The 21,658-nt window shown below is 73.6% G+C and carries 19 protein-coding genes; 11 read left to right on the top strand and 8 right to left on the bottom strand.

The window, feature by feature from the left end; all coding sequences use genetic code 11:
* Positions 1-2: 2 nt before the first annotated feature.
* Complete coding sequence (locus tag F8279_RS00970; RefSeq protein WP_091416908.1) at positions 3-770, bottom strand: enoyl-CoA hydratase-related protein; 768 nt, start codon at positions 768-770, stop codon at positions 3-5.
* Between the two features lie 215 nt (positions 771-985).
* On the opposite strand from F8279_RS00970, the gene F8279_RS00965 reads away from it, so the two are divergent.
* From F8279_RS00965 to F8279_RS00915, 11 genes are read left to right on the top strand one after another with little or no spacing between them, the layout of a single operon-like run.
* Positions 986-2,140 (top strand): acyl-CoA dehydrogenase family protein, encoded by a 1,155-nt coding sequence (locus F8279_RS00965; RefSeq protein WP_091416904.1) that lies wholly within the window; start codon positions 986-988, stop codon positions 2,138-2,140.
* On the top strand, positions 2,137-2,970 hold the full coding sequence (locus F8279_RS00960; protein WP_091416900.1) for a cyclase family protein: 834 nt from the start codon (positions 2,137-2,139) through the stop codon (positions 2,968-2,970). The genes F8279_RS00965 and F8279_RS00960 overlap by 4 nt, the downstream gene beginning before the upstream one ends.
* Positions 2,967-3,605 (top strand): TetR/AcrR family transcriptional regulator, encoded by a 639-nt coding sequence (locus tag F8279_RS00955; protein ID WP_091416896.1) that lies wholly within the window; start codon positions 2,967-2,969, stop codon positions 3,603-3,605. The genes F8279_RS00960 and F8279_RS00955 overlap by 4 nt, the downstream gene beginning before the upstream one ends.
* A complete protein-coding gene (locus F8279_RS00950) occupies positions 3,602-4,936 on the top strand; it encodes a phenylacetate--CoA ligase family protein (RefSeq protein WP_151498799.1) in 1,335 nt (444 codons plus the stop codon). The genes F8279_RS00955 and F8279_RS00950 overlap by 4 nt, the downstream gene beginning before the upstream one ends.
* Positions 4,936-6,102 carry a thiolase family protein gene (locus F8279_RS00945; protein WP_151498798.1) on the top strand — a complete coding sequence of 389 codons (1,167 nt, stop codon included), beginning with the start codon at positions 4,936-4,938 and terminating at the stop codon, positions 6,100-6,102. The genes F8279_RS00950 and F8279_RS00945 overlap by 1 nt, the downstream gene beginning before the upstream one ends.
* On the top strand, positions 6,099-7,502 hold the full coding sequence (locus F8279_RS00940) for a 3-hydroxyacyl-CoA dehydrogenase NAD-binding domain-containing protein (protein ID WP_151498797.1): 1,404 nt from the start codon (positions 6,099-6,101) through the stop codon (positions 7,500-7,502). Before F8279_RS00945 ends, F8279_RS00940 begins: the two co-directional genes overlap by 4 nt.
* Positions 7,499-8,329, top strand: a complete 831-nt coding sequence (locus tag F8279_RS00935; RefSeq protein WP_151498796.1) for an SDR family oxidoreductase — start codon at positions 7,499-7,501, stop codon at positions 8,327-8,329. The genes F8279_RS00940 and F8279_RS00935 overlap by 4 nt, the downstream gene beginning before the upstream one ends.
* A complete protein-coding gene (locus F8279_RS00930) occupies positions 8,326-9,120 on the top strand; it encodes a CoA transferase subunit A (protein ID WP_151498795.1) in 795 nt (264 codons plus the stop codon). Before F8279_RS00935 ends, F8279_RS00930 begins: the two co-directional genes overlap by 4 nt.
* On the top strand, positions 9,117-9,845 hold the full coding sequence (locus F8279_RS00925) for a co-chaperone HscB (RefSeq protein WP_151498794.1): 729 nt from the start codon (positions 9,117-9,119) through the stop codon (positions 9,843-9,845). Before F8279_RS00930 ends, F8279_RS00925 begins: the two co-directional genes overlap by 4 nt.
* Positions 9,842-11,956, top strand: a complete 2,115-nt coding sequence (locus F8279_RS00920; RefSeq protein WP_151498793.1) for an acyl-CoA dehydrogenase family protein — start codon at positions 9,842-9,844, stop codon at positions 11,954-11,956. Before F8279_RS00925 ends, F8279_RS00920 begins: the two co-directional genes overlap by 4 nt.
* Positions 11,953-12,702, top strand: coding sequence for an enoyl-CoA hydratase (locus F8279_RS00915; RefSeq protein ID WP_151498792.1), 750 nt, complete (start codon positions 11,953-11,955; stop codon positions 12,700-12,702). Before F8279_RS00920 ends, F8279_RS00915 begins: the two co-directional genes overlap by 4 nt.
* Positions 12,703-12,771: 69 nt before the next feature.
* Here the strand turns inward: F8279_RS00915 and F8279_RS00910 are convergent, their stop codons facing one another.
* From F8279_RS00910 to F8279_RS00880, 7 genes are all read right to left on the bottom strand, one after another.
* Positions 12,772-13,671 carry an ROK family protein gene (locus F8279_RS00910; protein WP_091416860.1) on the bottom strand — a complete coding sequence of 300 codons (900 nt, stop codon included), beginning with the start codon at positions 13,669-13,671 and terminating at the stop codon, positions 12,772-12,774.
* Positions 13,672-13,766: 95 nt separating this feature from the next.
* A complete protein-coding gene (locus F8279_RS00905; protein WP_151498791.1) occupies positions 13,767-15,221 on the bottom strand; it encodes an argininosuccinate lyase in 1,455 nt (484 codons plus the stop codon).
* A gap of 47 nt (positions 15,222-15,268) precedes the next feature.
* Complete coding sequence (locus F8279_RS00900) at positions 15,269-16,090, bottom strand: creatininase family protein (RefSeq protein WP_091416857.1); 822 nt, start codon at positions 16,088-16,090, stop codon at positions 15,269-15,271.
* Entirely contained in the window at positions 16,078-17,826 is a 1,749-nt protein-coding gene (locus tag F8279_RS00895; protein WP_151498790.1) for an iron ABC transporter permease, read from the bottom strand. Before F8279_RS00895 ends, F8279_RS00900 begins: the two co-directional genes overlap by 13 nt.
* A complete protein-coding gene (locus tag F8279_RS00890; RefSeq protein WP_091416847.1) occupies positions 17,823-18,896 on the bottom strand; it encodes an ABC transporter ATP-binding protein in 1,074 nt (357 codons plus the stop codon). The genes F8279_RS00895 and F8279_RS00890 overlap by 4 nt, the downstream gene beginning before the upstream one ends.
* Positions 18,897-18,957: 61 nt before the next feature.
* Positions 18,958-20,010: an extracellular solute-binding protein gene (locus F8279_RS00885; protein ID WP_091416845.1), complete on the bottom strand. Its 1,053-nt coding sequence runs from the start codon at positions 20,008-20,010 to the stop codon at positions 18,958-18,960.
* 250 nt (positions 20,011-20,260) lie between these two features.
* The gene (locus F8279_RS00880) at positions 20,261-21,409 is read right to left on the bottom strand and encodes an ROK family transcriptional regulator (protein WP_091416842.1); all 1,149 of its coding nucleotides are present in this window, start codon (positions 21,407-21,409) and stop codon (positions 20,261-20,263) included.
* Positions 21,410-21,658 lie beyond the last annotated feature (249 nt).

Genomic DNA, 21,658 nt, shown 5'->3' with positions numbered 1-21,658 from the left:
TCCTATCGGCCGGTGAAGCGGGCCGGACGCTTCTCCAGGAACGCGTCGATGCCCTCGATGTGGTCGTCGGTGGACAGCAGCGTCAGCAGCAGCGAACGCTCGTGGGCGAGGCCGGCGGTCAGGCCGACCTCCTCGGCGGTACGCAGCGCCTGCTTGCCGAGGCGGGCCGCGACCGGGCTGCGGGCGGCGATCGAGGACGCCAGCGCGATCCCCGCCTCGACCACCCGTTCGGCGGGCACCACCTGGCTGACCAGACCCATTCGCTGCGCGGTCCAGGCGTCCACCAGCCGGCCGCCCAGCACCAGCTCGGCGGCCCGGAAGCGGCCGGCGACACGGGCCCAGCGCTGGGTGCCGCCGGCGCCCGGGATGATGCCGAGGTTGATCTCCGGCTGGCCGAACACGGCGGAGTCGGCCGCGACCACCGCGTCGCACGTCATCGCCAGCTCGCACCCGCCACCCAGGACGTATCCGGCGACCGCGGCGACGGCCGGCTTGCCGAAGCGGGCGAACCGGTTCCAGCACTCCAGCCGCTCGGAGAGCAGGTAGTCGGCCGGGGACGTACGGCGCAGCTCGCGGATGTCCGCGCCGGAGGCGAACAGCCGCGGGCCGCCGGTCAGCACCAGCACCCGTACCTCCGGGTCGGCCTCGGCCCGGTCCATCGCCGCGGCGAGCGCGCACAGGACGTCGGCGCTGAGCGCGTTGCGTGTCTGCGGCCGGTCGATCGTGGCGACCGCCACCGCGTCGTGTACCGCGTAACCGACGGGTTCCACGGATCACCTCCCTGTCGTCCGGACCAGGCGAACATACTCGCCGGTATGTCGTCAAGATCCGAGTACCCGGCGCGGAAAGCGAGATTCACAAGGAAGAACAGCATCCGGGATTTGCTTGACACCGATCATGAACACCGCCTAGACATCTCGACATACGCAACGGTATGGCGCGGCGCGCAACGACCCGCCCGCGCCGGAGAACCGGGAGGCACCACGTGTCCGTGATCTGGGAGCCACGCCTGGACGACGAGGGACGCCACTGGCGCGACCTCGCCCGGGACGTGGCGGCGCGCCACTTCGCGCCGCTGGCCGAGGAACTCGACCGGGAGCAGCGCTACCCGTGGGAGAGCGTGCGGGTGCTCGTCGAGCAGGGGCTGGCCGGGCTGCTCGTGGAACGCGAGCACGGCGGGCAGGGCACGTCGTTCGTGACCGCCTGCGCGGTCATCGAGGAGGTCTCCCGCGCCTGCCCGTCGACCGGCGCGATCCTCACCGCGTACGCGCTCGGCGCCACCCCGCTGATGCTGGCCGGCACCCCCGGGCAGCGCGAGCGCTACCTGGGCGGGCTGGCCCGGGGCGAGGCGATCAGCTTCGCGCTGACCGAGGAGGGCGCCGGCAGCGACGCCGCCCGCATCCGCACCACAGCCGAACGCGAGGGCGCGGGCTGGCGGCTGCGCGGTGAGAAGATCTACATCGGCAACGGCGGCGCGTCGCGGTACTACGTGGTCTTCGCGCTCACCGACCCGCAGGCCGGCACCCGCGGCATCACCGCGTTCCTGGTGGACAAGGACGCCGACGGCGTGGTCATCGACCGGTACGAGGACAAGATGGGCATCCGCGGGACGCTCACCAGCAACCTCAAGCTGGACACCTGGGTGCCCGACGGCGACGTGCTCGGCGACCTCAACCGGGGCATGCGGCTGGCCATGCAGACGCTGTCGGCCGGGCGGATCAGCGTGGCCGCCCAGTCGCTGGGTGTCGCGCTCGCCGGCTTCGACGTCGCGTCCCGGGAGGCGGCCCGGCGGGAGACCTTCGGCCGGCCCATCATCGACAACCAGGGCATCTCGTTCCCGCTGGCGGACGTGGCCACCGGCATCACCGCCGCCCGGATGATCACCTTCGAGGCCGCCCGCACGCACCAGGAGGGCGGCGACGTCGGCGTCCTCGGGGCGATGGCCAAGCTGTACGCCAGCGAGGTCGCGCACCGGGCGGTCGACACGGCCGTGCAGGTGTTCGGCGGCGACGGCTTCTGCAAGCCCTGCCCCGCCGAACGGCTCTACCGGGACCAGCGGATCCTGGAGATCTACGAGGGCACCTCGGAGATCCAGCGGCTGGTGCTGGGCCGGGCGATCAAGGCGTCGGTGGCGGCATGAGCGCGTCCTGGCAGCTGAGCGTCGACTGGCCCGCGTCCGGCTCCACCCGGGTGTTCGACCTGGCACAGCAGATGTACACCGGCATCCCCCACCACCCGAACCACCCGCCGTACAGCTTCACACTGACCAAGCGGCACGGCGAGATCATGTACCCGGACGGCGTCTCCGCCGCCGCCGAGATGATCACCACGGGCGGGCACGTGGGCACCCACGTCGACGGGCTCGCCCACGTCTCCCGACTCGGCCGGGTGTACGGCGGCGTGGACGTCACGGCGAGCCAGTCGTACGCCGACGGGGTGCCGGACGTGTCGGTGCACGAACTGCCGCCGGTGCTGGCCCCCGGTCACCTGGTGGACGCGACTGTCGCGCTCGGCCGGCCGCTGACCCCCGCCGACGGCGTCGGCGCGGAACTGTTCGAGCGCTGGTTCGCCGACCGGCCCCGCCCCCGCCCCGGTGACGTGGTGCTGGTGCGTACCGGCTGGGACGAGAAGTGGACCGACAATGCCGCGTACCTCGGTGTCGCCACCGGAGCGCCAGGCGTCGACGTCAGCGGGGCGCGCTGGCTCACCGACCACGGCGTCGTGGCGGCCGGCGCGGACACCATCGCGTTCGAGCACATGCCCAGCCCCGCGCTGGCCGTGCACTGCCACCTGCTGGTCGACCACGGCGTGCCGATCATGGAGGCGATGAACCTCGCGCCGCTGGCCGCCGAGCGGGTCTGGGACTTCTTTTTCATCGCCGCCCCGCTGTCCATCCGGGGCGGCACCGGGTCGCCGATCCGCCCGCTCGCCGTCGTACCCGACACCACCGCACCGGAGACCACCGTATGACCGCCGACGACGACACCGCCGCGCATCTGCCCGCCCCCGGCCGGCGGGACATCCTGGAGGCGGCCGCCACCGCGTTCACCCGCAACGGGTACGCGGCCACCACGATCGACGACATCGCCCGCGAGATGGGCGCCACCAAGGGCCGCGTCTACCACTACTACCGGGCCAAGGCGGACGTCTTCCTGGACATCGTCACCGCCGGCATGCAGGAGCTCATCGACGGCATCGAGCCGATCGCCGGCAACGGCGGCCTCGACCCGGCCACCCGGCTCTGGCGGATGGCGCACCACCACGCCGGGCTGATGATGACCCGCAACTCGTTCCAGCGGGTGGCGATGCGCGCGGTCGAGATGCGCCGCCTCGGCGAGGCGCCCGCCCAGCAGCAGGCCCTGGAGACCGTGATCGCCATGCGCGACCGGTACGAGCAGATCTTCGCCGACGTCATCGACGAGGGCCGCGAGGCCGGGGAGTTCCGCGAGGTGGACAGCCGGCTGGCCACCAAGCCGCTGCTCGGCGCGCTGAACTGGATCAGCCTCTGGTACGACCCGCAGCGCGGCGACTACAACACCCGCCAGCGACTCGCCGACGAGTACGCCGACTTCATCGTCGGCGGGCTGCGCCGGAGCCCGCGATGACCGGGCCGCTCTCCGAGCGCCACTGGCACGAGGCCGAGACGTGGCCCCGCGAGCGGCTGGCCGCGTACCAGCTCACCCGTCTGAGGGCGCAGCTGTCCTACGTGTACGCCGCCAGCGACTTCTACCGGACCCGGTGGGACGCGCTCGGCTTCCACCCGGGCGACGTCCGCGAACTCGCCGACCTGCGCCGTCTGCCGCTGGTCGGCAAGGCCGACTACGTGGCCGACCTGGCCGCCCACCCGCCGTGGGGCAGCGCCGTCGCCGCGCCGGTCGCCGACCGCCGCCGGGTGCACTTCTCCTCCGGCACCACCTCGAACCCGACACCGGTGCTGTGGACCGCGCACGACCTGGACCGCTGGGCCGACCTCTACGCGCGGGCCGCGTACAGCCAGGGCGTCCGGGACACCGACGTGTACCAGTGCCTGTTCAGCTACGCCTGGTTCGTCGGCGGGCTCGGCGCGACCGCCGGCTACCAGCGCATCGGCGTGACGCTGCTGCCCGCCGGGTCCGGCGACACCCAACGCCAGATCGACACCATCTTCCGGTACGGCACCACAGCCGTCGGCGGCACACCGTCGTTCATGCTGCACCTGGCCGAGACCGCGGAACGCGCCGGCACCCCGCTGCGCGACTCGCCGGTGCGGCGGATCCAGGTCGGCGGCGAACCGGGCGCCGGGGTACCGGCCACCCGCGCGCACATCGAGCAGCGCTGGGGCGCGAAGTGCTTCGACGGGTACGGCAGCCTGGAGTTCCAGCCGATCGCCTGGGAGTGCGAGGAACAGGCCGGCGGCCACCTGGCCGAGGACTTCGCGTACGCGGAGGTGCTCGACCCGTACACCAACGAGCCGGTGCCCGACGGCACGCCCGGCCTGCTGGTGCTGACCCACCTGGACAAGCGGGCGACGCCGCTGGTGCGCTGGGCCACCGGCGACGTGGTGGTCCGCGACAGCGCCGCCTGCCCGTGCGGGCGCACGCTCGCCCGCCTGCCCGGCGGCGTCGTCGGCCGGGCCGACGACATGCTCGTGGTACGCGGGGTGAACCTGTTCCCGTCCGCCGTCGAGCAGGTGGTCCGCGCCACCCCCGGCACGTGCGGCGAATACCTCATCGTCCTCGACGAGGACGTCACCGACCCGGCGACCGGCTACCTCACCGGCATCAAGCTGCGCGTCGAAGTGACCGGCGACGACCAGCGGGTCGCCCGCGAGCTGGCGCACGCCGTGCGCGCCGAACTGACCGTGCGCGCGGTGGTGGAGACCGTCGCCGAGGGCACGCTGCCGCGCAGCACCCACAAGAGCAAGCGCGTCGTACGCGCCGACCGAGAGGCTCCGTGATGGACAGGCAAGCGTTCCTGGTCGGCGCCGTGCGTACCCCGCACGGCCGGTACGGCGGCGCGCTGCGCGACGTGCGGGTGGTACGCCTGGGCGGGCTGGCCGGCGCCGAGGCGCTGGCGCGGGCCGGCGTGCCCGCCGAGGCGGTGGACGAGACGGTGGTGGCGAACTGCCGCCAGGCGGGCAACGGCCCGAACCCGGGACGGCAGATCTCACTCGCGGCGGGTGTGCCGGTGCCCGCACCCGCGCAGACGATCAACATGGCCTGCGCCTCCGGCCTCAAGGCGGTGCAGCTCGCGCACCGGTCGGTGCTGTCCGGCGAGGCCGACGTGGCGCTGGCGGTGGCCGCCGAGAGCATGAGCACGATGCCCTACCTGGCGCCGTACACGCTGCGCTGGGACGGCGTGCGCCGCGGCGACGTCCTGCTCCAGGACGGCTGGCGCGACGGCGGCACCGACCCGATCTGCGGCATGAGCATGGGTGAGACGGCGGAGAAGGTGGCCCGCGAGTTCGGCGTGTCCCGCGCCGACCAGGACTCCTGGTCGGCGCGCAGCCACCAGCGGCTGGCCCGGGCCTGGGAGTCCGGCGCGACGGCGCAGGAGGTCCTGCCGCTCGACGAGCTGGACCGCGACGAGACGGTACGCCCCGACACCACACCGGAACGGCTCGCCCGGCTCCGTCCGTCGTTCACCGACGACGGCACCGTCACGGCCGGCAACGCCAGCCAGATGGCCGACGGCGCGGCGGCGCTCGTGGTGGCGAGCGGCGAGGCGGTACGGCGGCACGGGCTGACCCCGCTGGGCCGGATCGTCGGGTTCGCGGCCGTCGGCGTCGACCCGACCATGATGGGCGTCGGACCGGCCGAGGCCATTCCCCTGGCCCTGCGCCGGGCCGGGCTGACCGTCGGCGACGTGGATCTGTTCGAGATCAACGAGGCGTTCGCCGCGCAGATCGTGCAGAACGTCCGCGCGCTGGGCCTGGACGAGGAACGGGTCAACGTCAACGGCGGCGGCATCGCCCTCGGCCACCCGACCGGCCAGAGCGGCGCCCGGCTCGTCGTCTCGCTGCTGCACGAACTGGCCCGCCGCGACGGCCGGTACGGCGTGGCGAGCCTCTGCGTGGGCGGCGGGCAGGGCATCGCCGCGGTGATCGAGCGGGTGACCCGGTGATCGCCGTCGTGGTCGGCCTGGGCCCGATGGGCCGGGGCATCGCGCAGGTCCTCGCCGCGGCGGGGCACACCGTACGGGTCGTCGACGCCACCGCCGAGCTGGGCCGCGCCGGCCTGGAGCGGATCCGCGCCGACGGCGCGACCGGCGACCTCGGCGCCGCCGCCGACGTCGAGACCGCGCTCGCCGGCGCGGACGTGCTGATCGAGGCGATCGTGGAGGACATGGCCGCCAAGCGCGACCTGCTCGCCCGGGCCGCCGCCGCCGGCGGGCCGGACCTGCTCGTCGCCTCCAACACGTCGTCGCTGAGCGTCAACGAGATGGGCCGCGCGTTCGGCGCCCCGGAACGCCTGCTCGGGCTGCACTTCTTCAACCCGCCCACCCGGATGCGCCTGGTGGAGGTGATCGTCGGCGCGGCCACCGGCGAGGCGACCGTACGGCGGGCGCTGGCGCTCGTGGACTCGCTCGGCAAGACCGCGGTGGTGTGCCGGGACTCGCCGAACTTCATCGTCAACCGGGTCTGCCGGCCGCTGTACTACGAGGCGCAACTCCTCCTCGCGCAGGGCGTCGAGGCGGCGGTGGTGGACGCGGTCGCCCGGGGCGCTCTCGGGCACCCGATGGGACCGCTGCAACTGCTGGACTTCACCGGACTGCACACCCACCTGGCGTCCTCGGAGACCGCGCTGCGCGAGTTCGGCGACCCCCGCTACCGGCCCATCCCCCAGGTACGCGGCCTGGTCCGGGCCGGCCTGACCGGCAAGGCCGCCGGCCGCGGCTTCTACGACTACGCCACCGAGCCGCCGCGCGACGCCAACGCCCGGGTCGTCCGGCGGCCCGGACCACCGAACGGTCCGGCGGCCCGCGTGGTCGCCCTCGGCGCGCCGACCCCGCAGCGGGTGGCGGAGCTGGCCCGGCTGGCGGCGCGCCAGAACGTGGTGCTGGACAGCTCGGACGCCGGCTGGGCCGAGGTGCTGCCCGCCGACGTCGGCTGGATCCGGCTGCACCGGCGCGCCGACGACGCCGTGTTCGCCGAGGTAATCGAGGACCCGGTCGCGGGCATCGCCGTCCCCGGCTTCGTCGACCGGCTGCTCGACCACCTCGGCGCGCCGTCGGTGCGGGTGCCGGCGCTGCCCGGCCTGGTCGGCGACCGGCTCGCTTACTGCCTGGTGAACGAGGCCGCCGCGGTGGTCGAGGAGGGCACCGCCACCGCCGACGACGTGGACGCGGCGCTGCGCCTGGCGATGAACCACCCGCGCGGGCCGTTCGAGACGCTGCGGTCCGCCGGGGCGGCGACCGTGTACGAGGCGCTGCGGTCGATGGCCGACGCGTTCGGCGACCCCCGCTACCGCCCGGCGCAACTGCTGCGACGGCAGGCGATCGGCGAGGCGAGGGCCGCCCGGTGACGCGGGCAGCGGACACCGGCGTGGGCGTGCTCCGCGCGGGTGTGCTCGCCGGACGGCACGCGGTGGTGACCGGCGCCGGCAGCGGCATCGGCCGGGCGGTCGCCGTGCGCCTGGTCGAGCTGGGCGCCCACGTGACCGGGCTGGGCCGGCACGCGGACACGCTCGCCGCCACCGGCGAGGCGATCACCGGCGAGGCGGCCACCGGGGACGGGCGCTACACGTACGCGGTCTGCGACGTCCGCGACCACGACCGGGCCGCCGCCACCATCGCCGAGGTGGGCGACGCGCACGGCATCGACCTGCTGGTGAACAACGCCGGCGGGCAGTTCTTCGCCCCCGCCACGCGGATCTCGGCGCGCGGCTGGGCGGCAGTCGTCGACCTGAACCTGACCAGCGTCTTCCACCTCACCACCGCCGCGTACCCGTACCTGCGGCGTACCCGCGGGGCGGTGGTGAACATGTCCCTGTCCGGTGTGGAACGCGGCGGGCAGGGCATGGCGCACGCCGTCGCGGCCCGCGCCGGCGTGCTGGGGCTGACCCGCACGCTGGCGCTGGAGTGGGCCGCCGACGGCATCCGGCTCAACTGCCTCGGACCGGGCACGGTGCTCACCGCCGCGCTCGACGCCGAGGCGGACCGGCACGTACGGGACAACCTGGTGGACCGGGGCACGCCGCTGCGCCGCCCGACCCGCGTCGAGGAGGTCGCCGAGCTGGTGGCGTTCCTGGGCGGCCCGGCCGCCGCCATGATGACCGGCCAGCTCATCCAGGCCGACGGCGGCGCGCACCTGGGCCCGGGGCTGCACATGCTGGCGGAGGCGTACCGGTGAGCCGCGCACTCGCCGACGTCGTGGCCGAGCACGTACGCCCCGGCCGGCGGGTCTACCTGGGCAACTTCGGCGCGCAGTTGTTCGCCGTGGGCCACGAGATGATCCGGCAGCGGATCCGGGACGTGGACGTGGTGATCGCCTCCGGCGGGCTGTTGATGGATCAGTTGCTGGGCGCCGGGGTGCTGCGGTCGGCCACGTACGGCCACTGCTGGAGCCCGGTCGGCCCGGCGCCCGCCTGGAACTTCCGGCGCGCCGCGCAGGACGGCGACACGCGCGTCACGCTGCACGAGCTGAGCCTCGGGCTGCTCACCGCCGCGCTGACGGCCGGCGCCTGGCGGGTGCCGTTCATGCCGGTGCCGGACCTGCCCGGCACCGGCTACCTGGACGAGGACTGGAGCCGGGGCCGGCTGTCCCGGGTGGACTCGGCGTTCGGGGCGGCCCGGGTGGTCCGCGCGGAGCGGCCCGACGTGGCGTTCGTCCACGTGGACCTGGCCGACGCCGACGGCAACGGGGTGATCCGCGGCCCGCTGGGTGAGGTGCTCGTCGCCGCCCAGGCGGCCCGCCGCACCGTGCTCGTCGCCGAGCAGGTCACCGACGCCGAGACGGTACGCGCCGCCGGGATCAGCATTCCCGGGCTGCTCGTCGACGCGGTGGTCGAGTCCCCCGGCGCGGTACGCCCGGACGGCGCGGTCGGCCGGTACCCACGCGACGTGCAGGCGTACCAGCGGTACGCGCGCTGCTCTGCCACGGCTGACGGCTTCCGGCGATGGCTGGCCGAGGAGGTGCTGTGACCACCGCGGACTTCCTGGTCCGGGCGGCGCGGGAGTTCCGGCGCGGCGGCTGGGTGTTCACCGGCTTCCACTGGCCGGTGCTCGCCGGCCAGTGCGCGTACGCGCTGTCCGGCGCACCGTTCAGCCAGGTCTTCGAGGCCGGCGCCAGCGCGCACCGGCCCGGCGCCGACGTGCCGACCAGCACCACCGACTATCCGGCGTACGCGGGCGGGTTCGGCTGGCTGGGCGGCACCGCCGACGTGCTGCTGGCGATGGGCCACCGGTTCGACCGGGTGGTGCTCGACGCCGGCAACGTCGACCTGCGCGGCGGGATCAACTCGTCGTACCTCGGCCCCCGGGAACGGCCCACGGTGCGGCTGCCCGGTGGCGGGGGCGCCGCCGACATCGCGGCGGCGGCGCGGGAACTGGTGCTGCTGCACGGCGCGACGGATCCGCGCCGGATCGTGCGGGCGGTCGAGCACGTGACCGCCGCGCCGGCGCCGGACGCGCTGGTGCGGCTGCACACCCGGTGGGGCGTGGTCCGGCTCGGCGCCGATCCCCGGCTGGAGGAGGTCACCCCGGACGGCGAGGTGCTGCGCGCCCACCTGGCCACGCTCGGCGTACCGGTCGAGGACGCGGTGCCCCGGCCGCCGGTCAGCACCGCCGAACGCGCCGCGGCCGTCGGCGTGCTGCGGCGGGCCGCCGTACGCGGCTACTCAGTGGCGAAGGGAACGGACAGAGGATGACTGACGACGATCTCGGTGAGCTGCGCCGGCAGGTGCGGGACCTGGTCGGCGAGTGGCACGACGGCGACCGGTTCCGGCCGGTGTGCGACGCGTGGCTGCGCTCGTACGACACGGAGTTCAGCCGCGCGCTGGCGGACCGGGGCTGGATCGGCCTGACCTGGCCGCGCGAGTACGGCGGGCAGGCCCGCTCGAACCGGGCCCGGCTGGTGGTCACCGAGGAGCTGCTGCGCGCCGGAGCGCCGGTGGCCGCGCACTGGATCGCGGACCGGCAGATCGGCCCGGCCGTCCTGCGGTACGGCTCCCCCGCGCTGCGCGAGCGGTACCTGCCGCTGATCGCCGCCGGTGCGGTGACGTTCTGCCTCGGCATGAGCGAGACCGAGTCCGGCAGCGACCTCGCCTCGGTGCGTACCACCGCCCGCCCGGACGGCGACGGCTGGCTGCTCACCGGCGGCAAGATCTGGACCAGCCACGCGCACCGGTCGACGCACGCCTACGTGCTGTGCCGCACCGGCACCGGCGGCGACCGCCACGAGGGCCTGACCGAGCTGATCGTGGACATGTCCGCGCCCGGCGTGACCGTCCGGCCGATCGTCGACCTGCGCGGCGAGCACCACTTCAACGAGGTCGTCTTCGACGACGTGCACGTGCCCGGCGACCATGTGCTGGGCACCGCCGGCAACGGCTGGACGCAGGTCACCGAGCAGTTGTCCTTCGAGCGCGGCGGGATGGAGCGGGTGCTGAGCACGTACCCGCTGCTGGCCGCCACCGTCGACGCGTGCGCCGACCGGCGGGACGCGGACGCCGCGCTGGGTGAGGCGCTGGCCCGGCTGGCCGGGCTGCGCGGCCTGGCCTGGCGCATCGCCGGTGAGCTGGACGCCGGGCAGGCCCCGGTGCACGCCGCGGCGGTGCTGAAGGACCTGGGCACCGAGTTCGAGGCCGACGTCAACGAGATCGCCCGTACCGTGCTCGACGTCGAGCCCGACCCCGACGGCGACGGGCCGGCCGGGCTGCTCGCCCAGGGGCTGCTGGCCGCGCCGGGTTTCTCGATTCGCGGCGGCACCACGGAGGTGCTGCGCACCATCATCGCCAAGGGCGCCGCCCGGTCGCCCCGGCGCGGCGGCGACGAGCTGCGGGAGCTGACCGACGACGTGCTCGGCGGGCACGGCGGCGACCCGGAGGGCCTGCCCACGCTCTGGTCCACATTGCACGGGCTGGGCTGGACCGGCGTGTCGGTGCCGGAGAGCGCGGGCGGCTCGGGCGGCACGCTCACCGACCTGGCCGCGCTCGTACGCGGGCTGGGCCGCCACGGCGTCTCCCTGCCGCTGGCCGAGACCGTCCTGGCCGCCCGGCAGTTCGCCGCCGCCGGTCGCGGCCTGCCCGACGGCGTCGCCACGGTGGTCACCGGCGACGGGATCGCGGTGACCGGCGGCCGGCTGCGCGGCACCGCCGCCCGCGTGCCGTGGGCCGCCGCCGCGCGCACGCTGCTGGTGTACGCGGGCGACGAGGCGTTCGCCGTACCCGCCGACCACCCCGGCGTCCGGGTCGCCCCCGGCCGCAACCTGGCCGCCGAGCCACGCGACGACGTGACGGTCGACGTGCCGGTCACCGACGGCATGCGGCTCACCGGTGCCGCGCCCGCCGGGACGGTACGCGCCGAGGCGGCGCTGCTGACCGCCGCCGCGCTGACCGGCGCCCTGGAGACCGCTGTGGAGCACACCCGGCAGCACGTGACGACACGGGAGCAGTTCGGCCGGCCGCTGCTGGCGTTCCAGGCGGTCGGGCAGACGCTGGCCCGGATGACCGCCCACACGCTGCTGGCCGGCACCGCGCTGGACGCCGCGCTGGCCGGGCCGGACCCGCTGCGGGTCGCCGCCGCGCGGGTGCTCACCGGCCGGGCCGCGACGCTCGTGGCGCGGGGCGCGCACCAACTGCACGGGGCGATGGGCGTCACCCGCGAGCACCCGCTGCACCTGTCCACCCGCAGGCTCTGGACCTGGCGGGACGAGAACGGCACCCAGCAGTTCTGGGCCCGGACACTGGGCGCGGCGCTGGTGCCGCGCGGCAGCGCCGGCGTCTGGTCCTGGCTGACCGATGAGGAGACCGATTCATGAGCAAGGTGCAACTCGACAACGCCGACGGGCGCTGGACGCTCACGCTCAACGACCCGGACCGGCGCAACGCCATCGACGCGGAGATGCGCGACGCGCTCGGCGACGCGATCAGCGAGGTGGTGACCGACCGGCACGCGCGCACGCTCGTGGTCACCGGCGCGGGTACGGCGTTCTGCGCGGGCGCCGACCTGCCCGCCATGTTCGGCGAGCCCGGCCGGAGCGTCGCGGAGATCCGCGCCGACCTGCACCGCGTCTACGACAGCTTCCTGCGGGTACGGGCGCTGCCGATCCCGACGATCGCGGCGGTGCAGGGACCGGCGGTGGGCGCCGGGCTGAACCTGGCGCTGGCGTGCGACACCCGGATCGTCGGGCCGAAGGCGAAGCTGATCGCCTCGTTCACGAAGCTCGGCCTGCACCCGGGCGGGGGCTGCACCTGGTTCCTCACCCGGGCGCTCGGCCCGGAACGCGCCCTGCAACTGCTGCTCGACGGCGGAAGCGTGGACGGACCCGAGGCGGTACGCGTCGGGCTCGCCGCGACGCTCGCCGACGACCCGCTGGCGGCGGCACACGAGCGCGCCGGGCGGTGGGCGGCGCTGGACCCGGCGCTGGCCCGGGACATCAAGACGTCGGTGCGCACCGCCGAGACGGCCGGTTTCGCCGCCGCTCTGGAGTTCGAGTCGTGGGCGCAGGCGTCCTCGGCGACCGGGCCGGCGATCCAGGAGGCGGTAGCCGCGTTCCGCAGGTGATCCGGTCGCTGCCGGACCGGGCGGGGCGCGCTGTGCGCCCCGCCCGGCGGCGTTGCGCCGCCGTTCCGGTCAGACCACGGCGGGCTGGGCCTCGGTGGCCATGACGAGCGCACCGAGCAACGCGGCGTCCTGCGCGAAGTCCGACAGCACGATCTCCGGCGGGTACGGCAGCGTGTGGGTGAGCCGTTCGGTCAGCAGCTCCCGCACCAGGTCGTTGCCGGCGACGCTGCCGACCAGCACGATCCGCTGCGGGTCGAGCAGCAGGCAGCACGTGACCAGCTGGCGGGCCAGTTCGTCGACGCGCAGCCGGAGCTGATCGCGTACCGGGCCGGGCTGCTCCGCGGCCGCGCACAGGCCGGCCGCCCGGCCGTCCACCCCGAGCCGCTGCGCCAGCTCGTCCAGGGCCCGGCCGGAGAACGTCGCCTCCAGCATCGGTTCCAGGCGGGGCGGCCAGCTGAGGTCGGTCAGTCCGTAGGCGATCTCGCCGGCCGCGCCGTGACGGCCCGGCAGCACCTCGCCGTTGACCGTGACCGCCGCGGCGACCCCCGTGCCCAGCCCGACGACGAGTCCGGGATCGGCGTCGCGCAGCGCCCCGAGCCGCAGCTCGGCGTAGGCGGCGGCCTTCAGGTCGTTCGTCACCCGCACGTGCGCGAGGTTCAGGTGGGCGCGGACCGCGTCGGCGAGCCGCAGCTGCTCCCAGCCGGGCACGTTCGGCGCCAGTTCGATGCCGTGGTCGTGGACGACGCCGGGCGAGGCGATGCCGGCCGCGACGATCGTGCCGCCGGTCTGCTCGGCGAGTTCGCACGCCCGGTCCAGTGCCCGGGTGAGGGCCTGCTGCGCGCCCTGCTCGGCGATCGTGGGCAGGCGCTCGGAGGCGAGCAGCCGGCCGTCGGTGTCGCCCACGCCGATCGCCATCTTGGTGCCGCCGAAGTCGATGCCGAGCAGGCGTGGATTTGCCGGTCGTTCCATGGTGATGTCAGATCGCCCTTCGGGCCGTCGGTCCAGATCACGTGGTCGCCGCGACACGACGTCCGCGACCACGGCCAGCTGCGTCTGCCGCCCCGTCACGGGCCTACCCTCGCTGCGACCGCCTCGGCGAGAGCCGCGTCGGCACGGGTCAGCCGCTCGCGCAACGTCTGCGCCCGCTCCTGCACCGCGTCGAGCATTGTAGACAGTCGTCCGACCTGGTCCCGGACGGCCGCCTCGCCGGGGCCGTCGGCCTGGGCGCGGCGCAGCACGAGTTCGGGGCGGACCGCGGCGGCCAGCAGGTCCCGTACCGCGGCGTCGTCGAGCGTCAGACCGAGGTCGGCGGCGGTCGACCGGACCAGCTCCTCGGTCCAGGTCGCCGGCGCGCCGCCGCGGACCAGCAGGCCGAGCAGCGAGTGGGCGCCCCGGAACGGCACGCCGTGGCGGGCCAGCGCGTCGGCCGCCGCTGTGGTGGTGGCGCCGGAGGCGACGATCTCCTCGCCGGACGGCGGGCGCTGCGGGTCCAGCTTCTCGATCAGGCCGCCGAGCAGGGAGAAGAACCGGTACGCCCGGTCGTCGCCCTCCCACAGCCGGGCCTGCACGTCGGTGGTGGCGTTGTTCGAGTCCTCCCACCAGGCGGCGCCGACGTTGTTGAGCACGCTCGCCGCGTCGGCCGCGGCGGCGCCGGCCATCGAGACGAGGTGTTCCAGCACCACCGGGTTGCGCTTCTGCGGCATGATGCTGCTGCCCTGGGTGAACTCGCCGGGCGTGACCACCCAGCCCCAGCTCAGCCAGTCCATCAGGGTGCGGGTGAGCCGGGCGCCGGTGGCGAGCGCCTGCGCGTTGAGCGTGGCGACCCGGACCAGGTGGTCGGCCCCGGCCACCGCCTCGTACGAGTTGACGATGAGCTGGTCGAAGCCGAGCAGGTCGGCCAGCCGCCGGGGCGAGATGTCCAGGTCGGTGCCGGCGAAGGCGCAGGAGCCCAGCGGCGAGCGGTTCATCTCGTCCAGCAGGTCGGCGTACGCGGCGGCCTCACCGGCGAGCGCCTCGGCGTAACCGGCGAAGACGTGCCCGATGCTGGTCGGCTGGGCCGGGCGGCGGTGCGTGTAGCCGGTGACCACCACGTCGGCGTGCCGGTCGGCGCGGTCCAGCACGGTCCGGCCGGTGGCCAGCAGCGCGTCGAGCACCTGGAGCAGCTGGTCGCGCAGCACCATCCGGAACACGCCGGCGTCGAGGTCGTTGCGGCTGCGCGCGAGCTGCACGCTCAGTTGCGACACCTCGATGCCGGCCGCGGCGGCGAGACGCTTCTCCAGCGTGTAGTAGACGTCCTCGACGCTGCCGTCGTACTCCAGCTCCTCGGGCCGGTCACCGGTGAGGGCGACCAGGCCGCGCAGCATCGTCGCGGCGGCCTCGTCGGAGATCAGTCCCTGCTCGGCGAGCATGACGACGTGGGCCTTGCTGGCCGTGACCATCGCCGGGTAGAGGTGGGCGACGTGGTGGTCGAACACGACGCGGAGATGGTGCTGTTGGTAGACGGTCAGTGACGGGCTCATGGTGGCCTCCCGAGGTGGTGCGTTGTCGTGCGGCATGCCGCGCGTGGTCATCCGGTCGTCTGGTCCGGCCCGTCGGCGCCGGGCGGCCCGGGCAGCGGCGCGGCGAGCCACGCCCCGACCAGCTCGCGCAGGCGTGCGCCGGCGGTGACGCGGATCCGGCCGCCGGCCTCCTCGCCGGCCAGCGAGATGTGGCCCGACCAGCCCTGCCAGGGGTCCGGCCGCGACTCCACCAGCACGTACGGGTACGGGGTGGGCAGCTTCGGCTTCGGCGGCAGGTCCGGCGCCGCGTCCAGGCGCACCGCGGCCGGATCGAAGGCGAGCACCGCGGAACTCTCGTACGCGCCGCCGTGCCCGCGCGCGGGCAGCTCCCCGAACATCCCGGCCGTCTCGTCCGGGCCGACGAGCTGGAACCAGTTCACCAGCATCATGCTGGCCCGGTGCCGCCCGGACACCCACTCCATCGCGGCGCGGACGGTGGACATGTTGGCGTCGTGCCCGTTGACCACGAGCACCCGGGTGAAGCCCGCCTCGACGATGCCGGCGAGCACGTCGGCGAGGTAGCCGACGGCGATCTCCGGCCGCAGCGCCACGGTGCCCGGCCACTGCCGGGTCTGGCCCGGGCAGGCGGCGTACGGCGTGGCCGGGAAGAGCACCGCGCGGGCGGACCCGGTGGCCAGTTCCCCGGCGAAGCCCTCGGCCAGGATCAGGTCGGTACCGATCGGCAGGTGCGGACCGTGCCACTCGACCGCGCCGACCGGCAGCACCGCCAGGTCGGCCGCCTCGGTCACGGCGGCGAACGCGTGCCCGGGTACCCGGGTGACCGGGAGCAGCCCTCCCCCGGTCCGCCACCGCTCGATCAGTTCGTCCACTGCTCGGCCCTCCGGGTCGCGGTCCGGCTGCTCTCCAGCCGCCCGGAGAACCACATCACCACGAAGATGAGCAGCACCTGGAGCATGCCGTAGGCGGCCGCGGTGCCCAGCTCGAAGCTGTACATCCGGTTGTTGATGGCGACCGAGATCGGCACCGTCGACGAGGTGTAGATGAGCACCGAGGCGACGAACTCGCCGACGCCGTGCACGAACGCCAGCAGCGCGCCGGCGAGCACGCCGGGCAGCATCAGCCGCACGGTGATCGTGTAGAACGCGCGCAGCCAGGAGGCGCCCAGGTTGCGCGCGGCGTCCTCCAGCGACGGGTCGATCAGCGCCAGGGTCGCGGAGCTGGACCGGAACACGATCGGCAGGAACCGGACGAAGTAGGCCAGCGGCAGGATCCAGAACGTGCCGACCAGCACCTGCCCGAAGCTGAACGCGTTGCCGGTGCTGAACGCCGAGATCAGGTTGATCGCCACGACCGTGCCGGGCAGCGCCCAGGCGATCATCACGGCCACGTCGAGCAGGCCGCGTCCGACGAACGTGAGCCGCCGCACGGCGTACGCGATGAGCACGCCGATCACCACGCAGCCCACGACCGCGATGAGGCTCATCTGCACCGAGTTGAGGATCGGCTGGAACGCCTTGGGGTCGGTGAAGATCGTGACGAAGTTCTCGAACGTGTACGTCGGCGGCAGCACCTCGGTGGTCCAGGACCGGTCCGCGGAGAACGCGACGAGCGCGATCGCGCCGACCGGGGCCAGCAGGACCAGCGTGGCCAGCACCGAGGCGAGCGGGGCGAGCCAGCGGCCGATCGGGTTGGTGATCTCCCGCCGGACCGCCGAGACGCCCTTGGACTGCGACTGGTAGTTGCGCCGCCCCTCGTACCAGCGCATGGCCAGCAGGAAGATGATCGAGACGATGCCGAGCACCGAGGCGTACGCCGAGGCCATCGGCAGGTCGCCGTTGGTGCGGTTGATGTAGATCTGCATAGTCATGGTCTGGCTGACGTTGAACAGCAGAGGCGCGGTGTAGGACGCCAGCGACGTCATGAAGACCAGCAGCGAGGCCGAGATCAGCGCCGGGGTGAGCATCGGCAGCAGGACCGTGCGCCACACGCGTACCCGGCCCGCGCCGAGGTTGTACGCCGCCTCCTCGACCGAGGGGTCCATCCCGGCCAGCGCCGCGGAGGCGGCCAGGTAGAAGAACGGGTACATGGTGAACGTGTGCACCACCAGCACGCCGGCGATGCCGTCGAAGGCCAGGACCGGCTTGTCGGCGCCGAGCAGCGCCTGAAGGCCACGCGGCACGATGCCGATGTTGCTGTAGAGCAGCTGGAAGGAGACGGCCCCGATCAGCGGCGGCAGGGCCGCCGGCACCAGGATGAACGCCTCGATGAGCCGCCGGCCGCGGAAGTGGAAGCGCTTGAGCAGGAACGCCATCGCCACGCCGACGACGCCGCAGAGCAGCACGCTCGCCGCCGAGATGAACAGCGAGGTGAACAGCGACTCGCGGGCCACCCCGGAGGAGGAAAGGAACTGGAGGTAGTTGTCGGTGCCGTTGGCGCTGACGCTCTCCCGGAAGGTGGCGAACATCGGCTGGACGACGAAGCCCCAGAGCACCAGGACCAGCGGCAGCACCAGCAGGTAGGGGAACCATCGGGAGTTCGCTCCGCCGGCCAGGCGCCGGCCGAGAGCCGCCGCCCAGCCGGGGGCGGTCGGGGTCGCAGCGGTCACGGCTTGACCACCCAGAGCCGCTCCGGTACGAGCCGCAGGCCCACGACGTCGCCGAGCGCCATACCGGCGGGCGCGTCGACCAGCGCGGCCATCACCTCGTCGCCGTCCACGTCGACCGTGACGTGGGTGGCCATGCCGGTGAACTCGACGTGGCTGACCCGGCCCCGCAGGGACGCCGTGTCGTCGTCGCCGCCGAGCGCGATGTGCTCGGGGCGCGCGGAGACCAGTGCGGTGTCGCCCTCGGCCAGCCCGTGTCCGGCGGGAGCGCCGACCTCGATCGAGGCGCCGCCGGGCAGGCGTACCTGGACGCGCTGCTCCCCCGCGCCGGTCACCGGCAGGCTCAGCACGTTGCTGCGTCCGATGAACCGGGCCACGAACGCGTTCGCGGGCTGGTAGTAGACCTCGTGCGGGGTGCCGACCTGCTGGACCCGGCCGGACTCCATGACCGCGATCCGGTCCGACATCGCCATCGCCTCGGCCTGGTCGTGCGTGACGTAGATCGAGGTGGTGCCGCTCTCCCGCTGGATGCGCCGGATCTCGGCGCGGGTCTCCTCGCGCAGCTTCGCGTCGAGGTTCGACAGCGGCTCGTCGAGCAGCATGGTGCGCGGGCGGATCACCAGGGCCCGCGCCAGCGCGACGCGCTGCTGCTGGCCACCGGAGAGCGCGTCGATGCGCCGGTCGCCGTACCCGGCGAGGTGCACCTGGGCGAGCGCCTCCTCCACCCGGCGGGCCTGGTCGGCGCGGGAGACCCGGCGGACCTTGAGCCCGTAGGCGACGTTCTGTGCCACCGTCATGTGCGGGAACAGCGCGTAGTTCTGGAACACCATGCCGGTGTCCCGCTTGTTCGGCGTCCAGTGCGTGACGTCGTCGTCGCCGAAGTGGATGTGACCGGAGGTCGGGAAGTAGAAGCCGGCCACCATGCGCAGCGTCGTCGTCTTGCCACAACCGCTCGGTCCGAGCAGCGTGAAGAACTCGCCGGCTCCGATGGTGACGGTGACGTCATCGACCGCCGCGGAGTCGCTCGACTTGGCGAAGCGCTTACTGACCGCCGTCAGTCGGACATCGATCATTTCGTGGGTCCTTCCAGGACGAAGCCGGGCCGTGCCGGAGCACGGCCCGGTTCCGAGCGTCTTAGCCCTTGCCCTTGATCTGGGCGTTCCAGTGGGTGATCCAGGCGGTCTCGTTCTTGCCGATCACGTTCCAGTCGACGTCCATCGGCTTGAGGTCGAGCTTGGTCAGCCACTCGGGCTTCTCGGCGATGTCGACAGCGGGGATCTGGAAGTAGTCCTTGGCCAGGCTGGCCCGCAGCGAGTCGTCGAACAGGAACTCGAGGAACTTCTTCGCACCCTCGCTGTTGCCGCCCTTGACCGCGGCCACGCCGTCGACGAGCACCGGCGCGCCGGAGGCCGGCATCACGTAGCCGAAGGGCATCTTCTCGTTGGCCTGGAGCAGGATGTCCTGGAGGTTCCAGGCGCTCACCACGCCCTGCTCACGCGACATCTTCAGGTAGAGGTCGCTGGGGTTGGCGGCGTACTCGACGGTGTTGGCGTCGAGCTTGCGCAGCCAGTCGTAGCCGGGCTGCGGGTTGGACCCGTCGGCCGTGTAGCGCTGGATCATCGAGGCGTAGATCGAGCGCATGGTGCCGGAGGCGGCCACGTCCCGGATGATGATCTTGTCTTTCCACTTCGGGTCGACCAGGTCGTCCCAGTCCTTCGGCGCGGTCTCCGGGGTCAGCGCCTTGTTGTTGTACATGATGACCTCGGGCAGCAGGATCTCGCCGAACCAGCGGCCCTCGGCGTCCTTGTACCGCGCGTCGATCTTCGAGGCGAACGACGGCTGCCAGGACTCCAGCAGGCCCTCGGACGCGCCGGCGGCGAGACCCTGCTGGGTGCCGCCCCACCAGACCGACGCCTGCGGGTTGGCCTTCTCGGCGCGGACCCGCTCGAGCACCTCCTGGGCGCCCATGTTGAGCACCTCGACCTTGCCCTTGTACTCGGGGTTCTTGGTCGTGAACTGCTCGACCACGTAGTCGGTGACCGACTTGTCGCGGGCGCTGTAGATGACGACCTTCTCGGCCGACGCGGAGCCGGAGGAGCCGGTGTCCTTGTCGTCGTCGCTGCTGCCGCACGCGCTGACGGCCAGCAGCGCGCTGAACGCGACGGCCAGGGCCAAACGACGTTTCATTGGTACCTCCACTTTGCGGGGGAACTATCGGAAGCGGGAAAAGACGGTGTGCGATCCCGACCAGGGGCGCCGGCGGGTTCGCCGGTTCCCCGGGACGGAGTCGAAGGTCCGCGGGTCGCACGCCCGGACCGGGGCGCGTCGTACCGCGCCGCGACCGGCCGTCCCGTGTGGAGACGCGGTCGCCGCGACGGTGGCGGTGACGGTGGGTGGGTGTCGGGGTCGGGTCGGGGTCGTCGAGGTCAGGTGGTGGTCAGGGAAGCGAGGGCCGGGGCACGGCGGCCGAGAGCGCGTAGCTGATCGCTCCGTGCAGCACGGCCTGGTCGCCGAGGGTGGCCCGGCGCACCTCGGTGGGTGCCGGGGTCCGGGCGGAGACGAGGGTCTGGAGCTGGTCGAGCGCCGGGTCGTCGAGTTCCGCGGCGGCGCCGCTGAGCAGCACCAGCCCCGGATCGACCACGCAGGCGCAGGAGAGGATGAGCCCGGCCCAGGCGCCGAGGACCTCGTCGAGGTAGTCGCGGGCGGGCGCCGAGGTCGCGGCGAGCCGGCTCAGCTCCCGTACCGGCGACTCGGGCCGGCGGCCCGGGTTGAGCGCGACCACCCGCTCCGCGATGGCGTTGACCGACCACCGGGCCTCGAACTCGCCGACGCCGCTGTAGCGGCGCTCGGTCGCGCCGCCCAGCGGCAGGAAGCCGACCTCGCCCGCGGCTCCGCTGGCGCCGCGGCGGACCTTGCCGTCGAGCACGAGGCCGGCGCCGATGCCGTCGGCCACGTGGATCAGCAGCAGGTTCGCCACGTCCGCGCCGGCGCCGGCGACGCACTCGCCGGCGGCCATGAGGTTGACGTCGTTGTCGACGACCACTGGTACGCCGAGCCGCCGTTGCACCGATTCGCCGATCGGCCACGCCTCGACCAGCCCGACCGACGGCGCGAGGCGTACCGCACCGTTGCTGGACACCCCGGGCACCGCGATCGCGACGCCGCGAAGCGACGGCAGGTTGTCGCCGACCAGGTCGAGGACGAACTCGCAGACGGTCTCCACCACGTTCGCGCCGAGCCGCGCGACGCGGTGCGCGATGACCGCGCCCTCGCTGTCGGCGATCTCGCAGCTGATCCGGGGCGGCTCCAGCGACACCGCCGCGACGAGCTCGGCGCGGGGGTTGAACTCGAGCATCTCCCGTGGCCGGCCGGTGGTTGGCGCGCCGGGGCCGCGTTCGATGAGGTAGCCCTCGGCGACGAGTTCCCGCACGAGCGCGGTCACAGTGGCCGCCGAGAGGCCGGTCATCTCGGCCAGGTCCACGCGGGACAGCCGCCGGGCCTGCCGGGCGGCCAAGATCACCGAGAGACGCTTGATCTCACGGGACCGCTCACGGCTGACCGGGCTGGTCGGGGCTTTGTCAGACACACTTTCTTCCTAGTGAGAAAAAATTCTGGCGTCAAGTAACGAGATGATCTCGGTCCGCGGACCAGGGAAAATTCTCCGGCCGACAAGCCGGTCGGGCCGGGGCCAGCCCGACATGACAGGCAAAAACGAGCCCTCCGGTCCACATTGGGGCCACAAACCCGGACATAGCCTGTCCACAGGCCATGGTCGACCTCCCGATGATCGTCCTGAGCAGGGCCGATCGTTTATTCGGATAAGGAAGAAAGTCGT

The organism is Micromonospora sp. AMSO1212t (genome assembly GCF_008868145.1).
Lineage (GTDB): Bacteria > Actinomycetota > Actinomycetes > Mycobacteriales > Micromonosporaceae > Micromonospora > Micromonospora tulbaghiae.
This window is presented reverse-complemented; position numbering and strand designations above follow the sequence as displayed.

What these genes read in the sequence shown, in the direction of transcription:
- F8279_RS00960 (WP_091416900.1), top strand. Translation starts at nt 2,137, where the DNA reads ATGAGCGCGTCCTGGCAGCTGAGCGTCGACTGGCCCGCGTCCGGCTCC.
- F8279_RS00955 (WP_091416896.1), top strand. Translation starts at nt 2,967, where the DNA reads ATGACCGCCGACGACGACACCGCCGCGCATCTGCCCGCCCCCGGCCGG.
- F8279_RS00950 (WP_151498799.1), top strand. Translation starts at nt 3,602, where the DNA reads ATGACCGGGCCGCTCTCCGAGCGCCACTGGCACGAGGCCGAGACGTGG.
- F8279_RS00945 (WP_151498798.1), top strand. Translation starts at nt 4,936, where the DNA reads ATGGACAGGCAAGCGTTCCTGGTCGGCGCCGTGCGTACCCCGCACGGC.
- F8279_RS00920 (WP_151498793.1), top strand. Translation starts at nt 9,842, where the DNA reads ATGACTGACGACGATCTCGGTGAGCTGCGCCGGCAGGTGCGGGACCTG.
- F8279_RS00915 (WP_151498792.1), top strand. Translation starts at nt 11,953, where the DNA reads ATGAGCAAGGTGCAACTCGACAACGCCGACGGGCGCTGGACGCTCACG.
- F8279_RS00910 (WP_091416860.1), bottom strand. Translation starts at nt 13,671, where the DNA reads ATGGAACGACCGGCAAATCCACGCCTGCTCGGCATCGACTTCGGCGGC.
- F8279_RS00905 (WP_151498791.1), bottom strand. Translation starts at nt 15,221, where the DNA reads ATGAGCCCGTCACTGACCGTCTACCAACAGCACCATCTCCGCGTCGTG.
- F8279_RS00890 (WP_091416847.1), bottom strand. Translation starts at nt 18,896, where the DNA reads ATGATCGATGTCCGACTGACGGCGGTCAGTAAGCGCTTCGCCAAGTCG.
- F8279_RS00885 (WP_091416845.1), bottom strand. Translation starts at nt 20,010, where the DNA reads ATGAAACGTCGTTTGGCCCTGGCCGTCGCGTTCAGCGCGCTGCTGGCC.